This is a genomic window from Paenibacillus glycanilyticus (genome assembly GCF_023715145.1).
Lineage (GTDB): Bacteria > Bacillota > Bacilli > Paenibacillales > Paenibacillaceae > Pristimantibacillus > Pristimantibacillus glycanilyticus_A.
Genome location: NZ_JAMBNP010000014.1, coordinates 33,869 through 47,247, shown reverse-complemented (window position 1 = coordinate 47,247; position 13,379 = coordinate 33,869). Strand labels below are relative to the sequence as shown.

Below are 13,379 nucleotides of genomic sequence, written 5' to 3'. Positions count from 1 at the left end.
ATTCAGGTTAGGTCACATTCCCGCGTAAGCGAAATGGACGTACACACCCTCCATCGTAAAACAGCCCTCTGGAATTTGGGAGATGAGCTGCTGCGGAGAATCGCATCTGACGATATCTCCTTTGCGCAGCACCGCAATACGATCGCAATTTCGTTGCATTTCCCCCATGTCATGGGAAGCCATTACAATCGTTTTCCCTTGGCTCTTCAATTTCATAAGCAGCGCCCAGTAGTCTGCTCTCGCCTGCTTATCGAGCCCTGTTGTTGGTTCATCCAAGAATATAATATCGGGATCATTCACTAGCGCGAAAGCAAGCGCAATACGCTGCTGCCAGCCGCCTGACAGCCGTTTAACCGGCTTATTCACGTAAGGCTCCAGCTCCAGATCCGCAATAATGGAATCAATATCTTTTTGCCTGATGTAGAACGATTTGGAACAGTTCCAGCGCCTCGCGAACCGTCAGATTGTCTACGAGCGAATTGCTGTACATATGCATGCCGATATATTCCTTCAGCTGTTTGGCCTCCATGATGGCATCCATGCCAAGCACTTCTATGGTGCCCTCATCCGGTCTGCGAAGCCCCATCAGCATCTCCAGCAAGGTTGTCTTGCCTGACCCGCTGGTCCCAATAATACCAAACAGCTCGCCTCTGTTTACTTCAAAGGAGACCTCATTTAATGCGTTGTACGGACCATAACATTTGCAGATTGAGCTTACTTGAATGACCGTCTCTAATTTCACTTCAGTTCTCCTCCATTCAGGCCGGAATGCCTATTCGCCGGAACGTTATCTAGTAATTTAACCTTACCTGAAACTGAAAGTGTTTTCACCGAAAACCGTATTGCAGTATCACGCAATTTTATTGCGGGAACGCAAAAAGTCCCGAAACGACAAAAATCGCGAAAAGCTTCAAAAACATAAAAAAGCCACGAAAAACATAAAAAGAGCCCCGAAAGCACAAAAGCGTGAAAAACATAAAAAGCTTCGAAAACATAAAAAAGCCCCGAAAGCACAAAAAACGTGCTTTCGGGGTAACTGTCCACGTTATCCACATGTTTATCCACATAAAAACGCAAATTGTTAGTTAATTCTGTCGATAACAAAGCTTGATTTGTAAAGGTTAATGTCACTAATTACTTACAAAAGCTTCCTTGTCCGTAATTTTATCCACGTTATCAACAATATCCACAGGGGGCTGTGCAAAAACTATCCACGAAACACTCACAATTTTATTCACAGGGAAAAGGTTGTATTTATCCGGTTTTTCCCTCTTATGCACAGAACGTTTGGTTTTGTGGATAACCATTCGGGTTACACGGCATTTTCCTCGATGACCCGTTTCCTGCCCGTCATTACCGCTTGATTGCAGGCACCCACATAAGCCTGGGCAGCTGCATAAATGATATCTTTATGGATGGATGTACCGCGGAACCTCTCGCCTTCTATAATAATGCTCACGACCGCTTCACCATGGGCGTCCTCACCCGTCGATAACGAATGCAGCTCCAGATCCTCGAATTGCGCAGCCACCGGAATCGCCTGCTGTATGCAGTGAATAACGGCCTCCAACGGTCCTTCGCCCATGCCGGAGTAAGAACGTTCGACGCCGTCGTCGCTTTCGCGTATCGTCACGGAAGCGATTCTGGACTTCTGACTGCCTGCCAACACCTGCAGATCAACCAGCTTGTATGGATCGGGCTGCGTCTCGGTCATTTCGCCGGCGATGCGGATCAGCTCGTCATCGGTGACGATTTTCTTCTCGTCCGCTACTTGCTTGAATTGGTTATAGACATCATTTAACTCGTTATCCGCAACATTAATTCCATATTCCGACAAACGATGCTTAATGGCATGACGGCCGGAGTGGCGGCCCAGAATAATCATGCTGCGGGAGATCCCCATTGCTTCCGGATCCATAATCTCGTAGGTGCTGCGATCCTTCAGCAAGCCGTCCTGATGGATGCCGGATTCATGCTGGAACGCGTTGCGCCCGACAATCGGCTTGTTATAAGCGATCGGATAATGCATCGCGCGGCTGACCATATGAGAAGTTGTATATATCTCGCTTTGTTCAATATGGGTCTCGATCTGCAGCGCCGATTTGCGCGTCTCGATCAACATGGCCAGTTCTTCGAGCGAGCAGTTGCCCGCCCGTTCGCCGACACCGTTAACCGTAACCTCAACCTGCGTTGCCCCGGCTTGAACCGCCGCCAGGCTGTTGGCTACCGCCATGCCCAGATCGTTATGATTGTGCGTGCTGTAACGGACCTTGTCTCCGCCACGCGCCTGCTGGCGAACCGAAGTAAACAGGTCCACCATCTCGCTTGGCAGCGCATACCCCAGTGTGTCCGGCAAATTAATGATCGTTGCCCCGGATTCAATGGCCGCCTCTACCAGCTCAATAACAAAATCCCGGTCCGATCGGGTCGAATCCATCGCCGCGAACTGAATCTCGTCTACAAACTGCTTTGCATAAGAGATCATGTCCCTTGCAATCTGAATAACTTCCGAACGCGTCTTGCGGATCTGATGGCTCAAATGAATATCCGAAGAGGAGATGAACAGGTGCAAGCGCCGTTTTGCGGCGTCCTGCGTAGCCTTGACGGCCGCATCGATATCCACCTTCACCGCACGTGCAAAGCCGCAGATTTCGACGTTTTGCAGCTCGCGCGAGATTTGCTGAATGGCTGCAAATTCGCCGGGGCTCGAGATCGCGAAGCCCGGTTCGATAATGTCTACGCCCAGTTTTGCCAGCTGGCGAGCGATAATAATTTTGCGCTCAGGCTCGATCGATGCTCCGGGCGATTGCTCGCCGTCACGTAAAGTTGTATCAAAGATTTGAATTTTTTTCATGGGTAAACCCTCCGTTTATGTGTTTTTGAATGCAAAAAAGCCTGCCGTCTCTTTGTAAGAGACGACAGGCTCGTAAGTGAGCTGCCGTGGTACCACTCTCATTGGCCGGACCTTCATGAAGCGGCCGCAAGCCTTCTGCGGCAAGCCAAAACTTAAGCTTCATGCAGGTCCGACCCGCTTGAACACCCGATGACGGAGGTATCCGTAACGATGTACTCGCCGCATACTGACTGCTTCTCTTCGAGCAGTCCCTGGCCTCCATCATTCCGCTCCCAGGTGAGTTCAAGCTTAAGCTTCGACCGCGTCGCACCAACCCGCAGCTCTCTGCGGCAGCGATCGTTCAGGCTAACCCTGATCTTCTCGCGCCGTGTACCCGCTTCATTGCTTTACTAATCCTGTTCCCAGCGTTTTGTATATGAATTTCCGTGTGTTTATTCGTAAGTGATCATCTTGCCTTTACCTTGCCAAAACTAGTCCAAAGACACCAAAAAACCTGTCGCCTCTTGAATTCAAGAGACGACAGGCTATTATTAACCTGCGCGGTACCACCCTTGTTGACATCATTTGCTGCTAACCGCAGCCAAACGAATGCCCACCTTAGGCACATTGCCAACTCCGGATGTTGACGAATGCGCACCCTTTTACGGGGGTTAACCGTAGCGGCGTACTTGCGGGCTGTCCATGGCCAGCCTAATTTCCGCTGCTCCGCTCCCAGGCGAGTTTCAGGTATCCTTCGACTGCGTTGCACCTTCCCGCAGCTCTCTAAACCCGGATCAACCTTACTACTCCTGTTCTTTGCGTTTGCACAGTATGGAGTTTGAACTATTGGTACCCATTATATTCCCCAACAAATATTCTGTCAATTCCAAGAAAAAAATATTCTTTATTGCGGCACGGAAGGCTCAGCCCAGCCCTCCAGCGAGAAATTCGGCTCCGCCTTCATGTCGAGCGGAGTGAATTCTCCCTGCTGCCACTTCAAGTAAGCTGCCGCTCCAATCATCGCCGCATTGTCCGTACACAGCTTATGCGGCGGAACCAGCAGCGGTACGCCTTCCTTGTCGCAACGCGCGGCAAGAGCTGCGCGCAGGCCTTTATTCGCCGCTACGCCGCCGCATAAGAGCAGCTGCTTGGCGCCAAATGCGCGCACGGCGCGGAGCGCTTTTTCCACGAGCACTTCAATCACCGATTCCTGGAATCCCCGGGCAAGCGCACCGGCATTCAATGTTTCGCCCTTCATATTCGTCTGATTGATGACGGCAAGAACGGCCGATTTCAACCCGCTGAAGCTGAAGTCATAGGAATCCGGCTCCAGCCACGCGCGGGGCAGCTCAATAACCGATTCCGCCTCCGAAGCCAGCCGGTCGATATGAGGTCCTCCGGGATACGGGAATTTCAATGCCCGGGCCACTTTGTCGTACGCCTCGCCAACGGCATCATCGCGGGTACGCCCGATCATGCGGAACTGTCCTTCGCTCTCGAGCAGTACAAGCTCTGTATGACCGCCGGAAACGACAAGCGCCATGCACGGATACTCCAGCTCGTGAACAAGCTGATTCGCATAAATATGGCCGGCAATATGATGCGTCCCGATAAAAGGCACGTCCAGCGCCATCGCAAGGCTTTTGGCTGCAACAATGCCAACCAAGAGAGCTCCTACAAGCCCCGGTCCCTGAGTAACGGCAACCGCCGAAATATCCTGCAGCGTCAGGCCGGATTCCTCCACCGCCTGCTCAATCATCAGCGTAATCACTTCTACATGCTTGCGCGAAGCGATCTCCGGGACGACTCCTCCAAATTGCTTATGAACTTCGATTTGACTCGAGATAACATTCGATAATATATGTTTACCGCCGCGCACGACGGCGACCGATGTTTCGTCACAGCTTGTTTCAATTGCCAGAATTACGGCATCCTGATTTGTTTTGCTCACCATTCCTGCTCCTCTGCCGTGGGCTGGTACCGGTTCAATTCCGCCCACATAATTAGCGCGTCCTCGTTATTATCCGAATAATAGGCCGGACGGATGCCCGATGGCTTGAACCCAAGCTTCCGGTACAAGCGCTGAGCGATCTCGTTGGACACGCGTACTTCGAGCGTCATTTTGTTCGCGCCAAAAAAAGCGGCCGTCTGTTGCAGCTCGCTTAGCAGACGCTCTCCAAGCCCTTGGCCTCTATGATCCGAGCTTACAGCAATATTGGTGACATGAGCCTCGTCAATAATGACCCACATGCCGCCGTAGCCGATAATTTGTCCATCCTGTTCCATCACCATATAGCGCGCAAACATATTGCTCGTCAGCTCGTTCTTGAACGCTTCCGGTGTCCAGGGGGTTGCAAACGCTTCTTGTTCAATGGCAACGATGGAAGGAATATCAGACATCGTCATGGAACGGAAAACAAGATCAGATACCATCAGGACTTCGCCTCCCCTTGCTGCTTCGCGCGCAGATTAACTTCCGCTTCTGCAAGCTGGGTGTAGTTAGGCGTTAGTCCATGTGTATCCGCAAATTTGCCTTCAAGCTGGCGATGACGGCCAAGCCAGGCGATCGCGCGGCCTTCCAGTTCATAAGACAGTAGATTGACCTCGATACTCGTCAGGTTGTCCTCGCATAAAGCTTTGAGACGTTCTGCCTCGCCGGCATGAATAGCCAAATCGCCAATAACCCATATCCGCTTCAATTGACCCTGCAGCTCCGCTGCCTCGCCGGCAATGCGATCCACCCATTCATGCATAAGCCGTACGCCGTCTGCAGCAAAACAGCTCCACGACCCGCTCGATGACATCGCATATCCGCTTGTATATACTTGTCCTCGCCGAGCATCCATAATGGGCAGAATCCAGTCTTCGCCTTCCGCCGCATCTGCGGGTGAAGCCGCTCCAAGCTCTATGCCTGCGCCGTGATACCAGCCTCCGTAGGCAATCGCTTCAAGGCTTGATACGCTGATAAGCGGCTTGCCCCATACCCAAGCGAGCGTCTTGGCTGCCGCAACCGCGATTCGCATCCCGGTATAGGATCCCGGACCGCTTCCGACCGCGATAGCTCCTACATCGCTTGCCGTTACGCCGCATTGCTCCATGAGCTGCTTCACATGCGTGATAATGTGCACGGAATGGTTCCGTTCCGCCAGCGACTGCGTGTCACCCAGTATGCGGCCTTTCTCTAATATCGCTGCCGCAAACGCAGCCGTTGAAGTATCAAAAGCCAATATTGGTCCGTCATTAAGCTCTGTCATCGTTATTCCCTGCTCCCATCTCGTTCAACGCCTCACACCACGAAGCATACGGTTCGCCTATTCCGTTAATCCGGAACACCCGCCCCCCGCTGCCTTCATGCGCAATATACATTTCCAGCCGCTCAGGCGGCAGAAGCTCCTCGATCAAGCTTGCCCATTCCACAATCGTAACCCCGCTGCCGAAGAAATAATCGTCGAGCCCCAGCTCGTCCGCTTCCTCGAGGGAAAGGCGGTACACATCCATATGATAAAAGGGCATGGAAGCCCCCTCGTATTCTTTAATAATCGTAAACGTCGGGCTGTTCACCACGTCGGTTACGCCAATTGCCTTTGCGAATTTTTGCGAAAAGGTCGTCTTGCCGGCCCCCAGATCTCCGTCAAGCGCCAGAACCGTTCCGGGCTTAACAAGCTCAGCAATCCGTTGCGCAAGCAACGCTGTCTCTTGTTCGCTTCGAACGGTCAGGACAATTTGTCCTCTGCTCGTCATCTTCTTCACCTGCTTATTACTCAAAATGATTATAACCCCGCTTAGCCAGCGGCTGCTTCTGCTCGCCTCTGTCCGTAGAACGGATTAATTGGACAGCCGGGGTGCCGGCTGATGTTTCCCCGATGATATAAAAGGGCAGCCCTTCCGCATGGAAGGCCGCCTGTACAGCTTCCGCGTCACTTTGTTCCATCGTGCCCAGCAATACATAATCCTCGCCGCCGTACAGCATCCACTCGAGCGGATCTACTCCCGCGGCCCCGGCATAAGCCGCCATGCTGCCGCTGCGCGGAAGCCGCTGCTCCGCTAACGTGACTACAAGTCCGGATGCCTCGGCGATTTCCCAAGCCTCGCTCGCAAGACCATCGCTTACATCGTTAAGCGAATGACAGGTGCCCCGGGCAAGCAGCAGGCGCCCTGCCCGCACCGAAGGCGACGGGCGGCGGTGAGCATGCACAAGCTGCGCCGCCCGCTCTCCCGCGAGCGCATCCGCACCGCGTTCCTGCTGCGCGAGCAGAAAGTGCAGACCGGCCGCCGACATGCCTACGGGGCCGGTCAACACTACCGCGTCGCCGGGCTTTGCCCCGGACCGGCGCAGCGCCTTCCCCGCTTCGACGGCTCCCGTCACCGTCACCGCGACAACAAGATGCTGCGGCGAAGAAGTCGTATCGCCGCCAATAACAGCTACGCCGTATTGCCCGGCGCAGGCATACAGCCCATCATAGAGCCGGCGCATGGGGTCCGGCCCGAGCTGCCGCGGCACGCTTACCGAGATAAGCGCCTGCAGCGGCACGCCGCCCATCGCGGCGATATCGCTGATGTTCGCGGCAAGTGCTTTATAGCCGATATCCTCGTAGGACATCGTCACCTCATTGAAATGCACCGTCTCTACCATCGTATCCATCGCCATGACATATTCATACGGCGAGCTTACTCCGGCTATCGGAGCGGCAGGGTCGACAAGCGCCGCATCGTCACCAATGCCAAGACGGACTCCGCGTTCCCGCTGCCAACTTTCGCTTTGCCGCCCTGACGTCCAATGGCGGATGCTTGCAAATTCGTCCACTGCCTGATCTCCTTACTATCCCTATTAGTGAATATCCCGCTTCTTGAATCGGCCGCCCTTCACATCGTGGATGTTGCCAACGGCAAGAAACGCAGACGGGTCAAGATCATTAACAATCGACTTCATTTTCGCTTCTTCCAGACGCGTAATGACACAGAAGATTATTCGCTTCTGCCCGCCGGAGAAGCCGCCTTCCCCATGCAGATAGGTCACGCCCCGCCCGAGACGGTCAATGATGGCGGAGCCAATCTCCTTGGCTTCATCGCTGATGATCCAGACTGCTTTCGATTCTTCGAAGCCTTCCATCGTAATATCAATCATCTTGTAAGCGATGTAGTAAGCCACCAGAGAATACATAGCGCGGTCCCAGCCAAACACGAACCCTGCGCTGCCAAGAATAAATAGATTAAAGAACATGACGATCTCGCCAACCGAGAAAGGAAGACGCTTATTGAACAGGATGGCAATAATCTCCGTTCCGTCCAAAGATCCGCCGAACCGGATAACGATCCCGACGCCAATGCCCAGAATAACCCCGCCGAATATGGAAGCCAGGAAATATTCTTCCGTCAGAGGCGGAACCGGGTGAAGCAGGAACGTGCCAAGCGACATGACGCTTACCCCGTACAGGGTAGACATCGCAAAGGTTTTGCCAATCTGCTTGTAGCCAAGCACTAGAAATGGCAGGTTCAAAAGGAATAAGAAAATACCAAGGGGCAGTCCGGACAAATGGGATACCATAATCGAAATCCCGACGATACCGCCGTCAATAATGTGATTGGGAACCAGAAAAATCTCAAGTCCCACGGAAACAAGTGCCGCTCCAAGCGTAATAAACAATACCCGGCGCAGAATTTCCAGCTTAGGCAGCTTTAAGTGCTGTGAGTGACTTGGCATATGTAAGCTTGTTCCTCCCCCCGAACTCGCTAATTACGATTATTTTACCTTAATAAACAAGATATTCAAAGACCAGCCTATGCAGAATATATCAATCTCCCGCGAAACTTGTCCGATAGAGCAAAATATTAAAAAAATCCGGCGCCTCCGTTTATGCGAAACGAAGTCGCCGGATTATTACCGGTTAGCCGATTACGGCAAATGTCTCTACACCGGACGGGATCGTTCTGGTACGGTACAAGGCTCCGTCAGAGATCCGATAGATCCGGATTGTAAAAATAGAGTTTGTAAGTGTTGTAATATTATTAAAGCGGACTACGCCAAACCGATCAAAGCTGGATGTTGAAACAATAGTCGTTCCTCTGAACAACCTGGCAAAATAACCTGCCGATGTATCAAACGCAACGCCATTTTCATTCACCCATACTACCGTTAAACGGCTAAAGATCGGACCCGTTTGCAGCGGAGCTAATTTTGCGGCTTTTTTAATCACTTTCCCTTTGCCTTTGGAAGGACTTATTAAAGTTGGTTTTATTCTAGCAGCCATACTGTCTCCACCCTCCCTCCTAATTCTTTATTAGGATATTCGGAGAGTGATAGCTTGGTATGGTTACAACCCTACTAGCTGCCGTCCAATTACAATTCCTTCACGATAGTCAGATGAAGCTCATCCTTTAATTCCAAATCATAAGGCGAAGCAGGCTCCTTGCCGTCAGCCTCGCGGATAATCCGGATTCTCGGGCGATGCAGCGCCAGCTCGCTGTTAAGCGATACCACGCCAACCTGACCGGAGCTCAGCAGTACAGTCGTAGACACCGGATAGATGGAGATATGCTTGCAGAACAGCTTGATCAGATCGAAATCAAAGTAAGTATTGCCGGCAGCAAACAAAAACTCGATCGCCTCCGATGGCGTATACCGCTTGCGGTGCGGTCTTGGAGAAGTGAGCGCATCATACACATCCGCAATCCCTACAATCTGGGCATACATATGAATCTCATCCCGCTTCAGCTGGCGGGGATAACCCGAGCCGTTGTAACGTTCATGATGCTGGAGCGCGCAATGCGCGGACACGATGGATATATCATGATATTTGCGCAAAATATCAAAGCCTTCCTTCGTATGGCTCTCCATAACAACCCTTTCATCGGCCGTAAGAGGACCTTCCTTCTCAATTAGCTTTTGCGGAATTTTGGTCATCCCGATATCAAACAAAAGCGCGCCGATGCCAAGCTCCTCCAGCTGATTGCGGTTATAGCCCTTTGCTATTCCCATCACCCCGGCTAGCATGGCCACATTCACCGAATGATGGAACAAATACGCGTCTGCCACGTGAATATTGGTCAGATTCACCATCATGTTTGGCCTTGCCGTCAAATCCGTCATGATCTGACCAAACACATTGCGGAAGGTCCGGCCCAAATCCGGCGCGATCGCCCGGCCTTTCATGACTACAGACTGATCCTTAAAGGTATTCATCGTCTTGTAGATTGCTTCTACGGCTTGCCTGCGGGTCTCATCCCGAAGCGTCTCCTCGGGGATAAGATCCTCCGTCATGCCATCTTCAATATAAACAATATCCACGCCTAAATTTTGAAGCCGATTTATATATCGTTCACTCAGCTCTACACCCTCACCAAGCAGAACCCGTCCATTATCTTGAAATATCGGTTTAGCAAGCTTGTCCCCAGGTTTGACCGATCCAATTTGCACTTTTCTCATCGCTCATTCCTCTTTCAATCATACTAGTACGAAGCTATTTTATCAGATATAGGATGGACTTACTATCATGGAAGGAAATCTATCACTAATACAAAAAAACTCGGCATGCAAAGGCGTATATCCCTTAAATGCCGAGTCTTTCTGTCAGGCGAGCTTCCGCTTAACGATACGGTTGCGCCCGCTATATTTTGCTTCATACAAGGCCGAATCCGCTTGTGCCAGCAGCTCTCTCAAGAAGGCCTTTGGATCATCAAGCGCCTGCCGATCGAACTGCTCCACCGAAACGACGCCCATGCTGATCGTCACGGTAACGGACTGATTGCCATGCCCCGTCTTGACCACATTTTGTTCGACGGATTCCTTGACCATGTCCGCGATAATATCCGCCTGCTCCCGGTTGGTATGCGGCAGATACACCGTAAATTCTTCGCCTCCGTACCGGGCAAGGATATCGGCTGCGCGCAGCGTGCCTCTTACGGCCTCAACAGTCGCGCAGATCACTTCATCACCAACAAGGTGGCCGTATCTATCGTTAATAGACTTAAATAGATCGATATCAAAGAGGAAGATCGAAAAAGGAATGCCGTACTGCACGTTCACCGCGAGCTCATGCTCTAGCTGCTGCAGCAAATACCGCCGATTATAGCAGCCCGTTAATCCGTCCGTAATCGCCATGTACTCCAGCTTCTTATTCACCTGGAACAGCTCTTCCTGCATCTTAAGCAGCTCTTGATTCCGTTCCTGCAGCAGCTCGTTCTGCGAGTTGGTCTCGTCAACCAGCAACCGCAGCTCGGTTACATCATGGAAGGTTAAGAGACGGCCGAGCAGCTCCTTCTTCTTCTGGCTTAGAATAGGTGCGGACTGCATCACGATATAACGGTAATCGCCGTCGCTATGCAGCGCGATCTCCAGCTCCTGCCGCTCCATCGGCCGCTCTTTCTGCAGCTTCAGAAAATCGTCGAATTCCTCGCGAATCGGATCAGGAAGGTGAATACCAAGCGCTTCAGGGTTAAACCTTTCTCCGATTTTCAGCTTCACAATCGGCTTCATCGCTTTATTGAATTCAAGGACAATCCCGCTTTCGTCCAGTACAATAATGCCCGTCGAGATCGTATTCATAACGTCGCGCTGCACAATTTGAATGATGTCGAATACACGGTGTCTGGTAATGGCATGCACGAGGTAAACAGCAGATAAGGTAATCCCTACTGAGAAGATGGAGAAATAAGAGGAAAAATAATCGATAAAAATAATATTAACGAGAAAATCGCCAAGTCCAAACAAGACAAGAACAAGTACGCCGATCATCGCTGTCCTGACGAGCATTTGGTGCCGGACGGATGCCGCCCGGCGAATGGTATAGCCCATCACAATAAGCGATACGAGAATATACGAGAACAGCTGAACGATCATGAACCAGAACAAAGGTCCGCTTTGAAGCTGCTTGGTCCCAAGCTGTTCATTAATGGCCAGGAACATATGATTGGGATTGGCTATGACGCCGACTACGGACAGAAGGGCCGGAATGGCCAGCATCACAATCCTTCCAAAACGTATGACCTTGGCTTGTCCCGTCATGAATACTACAAAAATAAACCAGCATACGCCAACGAGAGACAGTCCTACATAAGAGCCTGAAAGATAAAAAAGCCTGTATGAGGAACCAGGCATCGTTTGAGCTATAAACTGAGTCAGCGGCCAAACCATCAACACGAGATGCAGGGCAAAATAAATTTTGTGCAGTACGGTAATGGTACCAACCGCAAACACGTAAAAAAACAAACCGAGCAATACGAGGAACATGCTAAAATCCAGCCACATCATCGATTCCAATACGGTTCACCCATCCATTAACATTCCATCTATTGCCATTGTAGCAAATGTTATTTCAATCGACAATTACTTCCATAGGACTTTTCGATTATTATTTTCAGGATGGGATAGGCCAAAGGTCCGAAAGCATATGCTCCAAGGAAGGCGAAATTTGCAGGAAGCTGCGGAACTGCTCATATTGCTCCCACTTCTCCTTCGAGGCACCCTGACCGCTGCGAACAGCGCGGATCAGCAGGTTTTTCGGGGTATGCTCAGGATCAACAAACTCCAGCATCTGCACTTTATATCCAAGCACCTCAAGCAGGTTACCGCGTGCCGCATCCGTAGCGAGCGCGGAGAAACGTTCCTTCAGAAGCCCCTGCGACAGAATCGGAGACAACACCTCGCTCTCAACCTGCCGGAACAATTCATGCTGGCAGCAAGGCACGGACATAATGACTGACGCCCCCCACTTCACGGCTTTGGCAAGCGCTGCATCCGTTGCGGTATCGCAGGCATGGAGCGTTACGACCATATCGGCTGCATTCAATTCCTCGTAATCGGCAATATCCCCGACGAGGAATTTCAGCTTGTCGTAACCAAGCCTATCCGCAAGCTCCTGGCAAAACGCGATGACATCTGCCTTCAAATCCAGACCGATAATGGATATTTCACGCTTCTGCTCAACGGCGAGCAGATGATAAAGGGCAAAGGTCAAATAGGATTTGCCGCAGCCAAAGTCTACAATGGTAAGCGGCTTGTCCTTCGGAAGGCTAGGAAGCACATCCGTCACCATTTCGAGGAAACGGTTGATCTGCCTGTACTTATCCTGCTTCTTCGCATGTACGGCGCCTTCCTTCGTCATAATGCCAAGCTCCACCAGGAAAGGGGCAGCCGTTCCTTCAGCCAAAATGCGGTTTTTCTGGCGGTTATGCTGCAGATCCGCGGCAGCCTTATTGCTGCCGGTCGGCGGCTTGCTGAGCATAGTAGCCTTCCCTTTCTTATTAAACAGCATCTGAATATCCGCGTTTGGCGTTTTGAATAAAGCCTGCTTGTAGTCGCCTTCCAGAAGCTCGACGATTCTGTTGCCTGCGAGCTCGGGCTTTACATTATCATGGGTTACTTTATTGCTGTAGTGGTATTCGAACTGCATATGAAGCCCGTTCTTCAATTGAACCGGCCGCACAACGGTCTTCGGAGCAGCCGCGCTGTCCTTGCGCCGCAGCTGGCTAAGCGTTCCCTGCAGCAGTTCCCCCGCTTCCACTACTTTTATTATTTGCTGCTGCCATTCTTCTGTCATGCTGTTAGTCA

At 51.5% G+C, this 13,379-nt stretch carries 14 protein-coding genes; all 14 read right to left on the bottom strand.

Going from position 1 to position 13,379, the window contains the following annotated elements; all coding sequences use genetic code 11:
- Positions 1 to 12: 12 nt before the first annotated feature.
- Complete coding sequence (locus M3194_RS26890; RefSeq protein ID WP_251657205.1) at positions 13 to 366, bottom strand: ATP-binding cassette domain-containing protein; 354 nt, start codon at positions 364 to 366, stop codon at positions 13 to 15.
- 34 nt (positions 367 to 400) lie between these two features.
- Positions 401 to 742 (bottom strand): ATP-binding cassette domain-containing protein, encoded by a 342-nt coding sequence (locus M3194_RS26885; RefSeq protein ID WP_251657204.1) that lies wholly within the window; start codon positions 740 to 742, stop codon positions 401 to 403.
- A complete protein-coding gene (locus M3194_RS26880; RefSeq protein ID WP_251657203.1) occupies positions 739 to 1,053 on the bottom strand; it encodes a hypothetical protein in 315 nt (104 codons plus the stop codon). Before M3194_RS26880 ends, M3194_RS26885 begins: the two co-directional genes overlap by 4 nt.
- 259 nt (positions 1,054 to 1,312) lie before the next feature.
- A complete protein-coding gene (locus tag M3194_RS26875; RefSeq protein WP_251657201.1) occupies positions 1,313 to 2,854 on the bottom strand; it encodes a 2-isopropylmalate synthase in 1,542 nt (513 codons plus the stop codon).
- 883 nt (positions 2,855 to 3,737) lie between these two features.
- On the bottom strand, positions 3,738 to 4,787 hold the full coding sequence (gene tsaD, locus M3194_RS26870) for a tRNA (adenosine(37)-N6)-threonylcarbamoyltransferase complex transferase subunit TsaD (RefSeq protein ID WP_251657199.1): 1,050 nt from the start codon (positions 4,785 to 4,787) through the stop codon (positions 3,738 to 3,740).
- Positions 4,781 to 5,266, bottom strand: coding sequence for a ribosomal protein S18-alanine N-acetyltransferase (rimI, locus tag M3194_RS26865; RefSeq protein ID WP_251657198.1), 486 nt, complete (start codon positions 5,264 to 5,266; stop codon positions 4,781 to 4,783). Before rimI ends, tsaD begins: the two co-directional genes overlap by 7 nt.
- The gene (gene tsaB, locus M3194_RS26860; protein ID WP_251657197.1) at positions 5,266 to 6,087 is read right to left on the bottom strand and encodes a tRNA (adenosine(37)-N6)-threonylcarbamoyltransferase complex dimerization subunit type 1 TsaB; all 822 of its coding nucleotides are present in this window, start codon (positions 6,085 to 6,087) and stop codon (positions 5,266 to 5,268) included. Before tsaB ends, rimI begins: the two co-directional genes overlap by 1 nt.
- A complete protein-coding gene (gene tsaE / locus M3194_RS26855; protein ID WP_251657196.1) occupies positions 6,074 to 6,574 on the bottom strand; it encodes a tRNA (adenosine(37)-N6)-threonylcarbamoyltransferase complex ATPase subunit type 1 TsaE in 501 nt (166 codons plus the stop codon). The genes tsaB and tsaE overlap by 14 nt, the downstream gene beginning before the upstream one ends.
- A 16-nt stretch (positions 6,575 to 6,590) precedes the next feature.
- Positions 6,591 to 7,637 (bottom strand): thiamine-phosphate kinase, encoded by a 1,047-nt coding sequence (gene thiL / locus M3194_RS26850; RefSeq protein WP_251657195.1) that lies wholly within the window; start codon positions 7,635 to 7,637, stop codon positions 6,591 to 6,593.
- Between the two features lie 24 nt (positions 7,638 to 7,661).
- Entirely contained in the window at positions 7,662 to 8,534 is an 873-nt protein-coding gene (locus M3194_RS26845) for a YitT family protein (protein ID WP_251657194.1), read from the bottom strand.
- A 184-nt stretch (positions 8,535 to 8,718) separates the two neighbouring features.
- Positions 8,719 to 9,081, bottom strand: a complete 363-nt coding sequence (locus M3194_RS26840; RefSeq protein WP_251657193.1) for a hypothetical protein — start codon at positions 9,079 to 9,081, stop codon at positions 8,719 to 8,721.
- Positions 9,082 to 9,170: 89 nt separating this feature from the next.
- Positions 9,171 to 10,256, bottom strand: coding sequence for an HD-GYP domain-containing protein (locus M3194_RS26835; protein WP_251657192.1), 1,086 nt, complete (start codon positions 10,254 to 10,256; stop codon positions 9,171 to 9,173).
- A 144-nt stretch (positions 10,257 to 10,400) separates the two neighbouring features.
- A complete protein-coding gene (locus M3194_RS26830; protein ID WP_251657297.1) occupies positions 10,401 to 12,080 on the bottom strand; it encodes a histidine kinase N-terminal 7TM domain-containing diguanylate cyclase in 1,680 nt (559 codons plus the stop codon).
- 106 nt (positions 12,081 to 12,186) lie between these two features.
- Positions 12,187 to 13,368 carry a class I SAM-dependent methyltransferase gene (locus tag M3194_RS26825; RefSeq protein ID WP_251657191.1) on the bottom strand — a complete coding sequence of 394 codons (1,182 nt, stop codon included), beginning with the start codon at positions 13,366 to 13,368 and terminating at the stop codon, positions 12,187 to 12,189.
- Between the last annotated feature and the right edge of the window lie 11 nt (positions 13,369 to 13,379).

Bases quoted from the DNA above. Each gene is read 5' to 3' on its own strand.
- M3194_RS26875 (WP_251657201.1), bottom strand. From the start codon at position 2,854: ATGAAAAAAATTCAAATCTTTGATACAACTTTACGTGACGGCGAGCAA.
- tsaD (WP_251657199.1), bottom strand. From the start codon at position 4,787: ATGGTGAGCAAAACAAATCAGGATGCCGTAATTCTGGCAATTGAAACA.
- rimI (WP_251657198.1), bottom strand. From the start codon at position 5,266: ATGGTATCTGATCTTGTTTTCCGTTCCATGACGATGTCTGATATTCCT.
- tsaB (WP_251657197.1), bottom strand. From the start codon at position 6,087: ATGACAGAGCTTAATGACGGACCAATATTGGCTTTTGATACTTCAACG.
- tsaE (WP_251657196.1), bottom strand. From the start codon at position 6,574: ATGACGAGCAGAGGACAAATTGTCCTGACCGTTCGAAGCGAACAAGAG.
- M3194_RS26845 (WP_251657194.1), bottom strand. From the start codon at position 8,534: ATGCCAAGTCACTCACAGCACTTAAAGCTGCCTAAGCTGGAAATTCTG.
- M3194_RS26840 (WP_251657193.1), bottom strand. From the start codon at position 9,081: ATGGCTGCTAGAATAAAACCAACTTTAATAAGTCCTTCCAAAGGCAAA.
- M3194_RS26835 (WP_251657192.1), bottom strand. From the start codon at position 10,256: ATGAGAAAAGTGCAAATTGGATCGGTCAAACCTGGGGACAAGCTTGCT.
- M3194_RS26830 (WP_251657297.1), bottom strand. From the start codon at position 12,080: ATGATGTGGCTGGATTTTAGCATGTTCCTCGTATTGCTCGGTTTGTTT.
- M3194_RS26825 (WP_251657191.1), bottom strand. From the start codon at position 13,368: ATGACAGAAGAATGGCAGCAGCAAATAATAAAAGTAGTGGAAGCGGGG.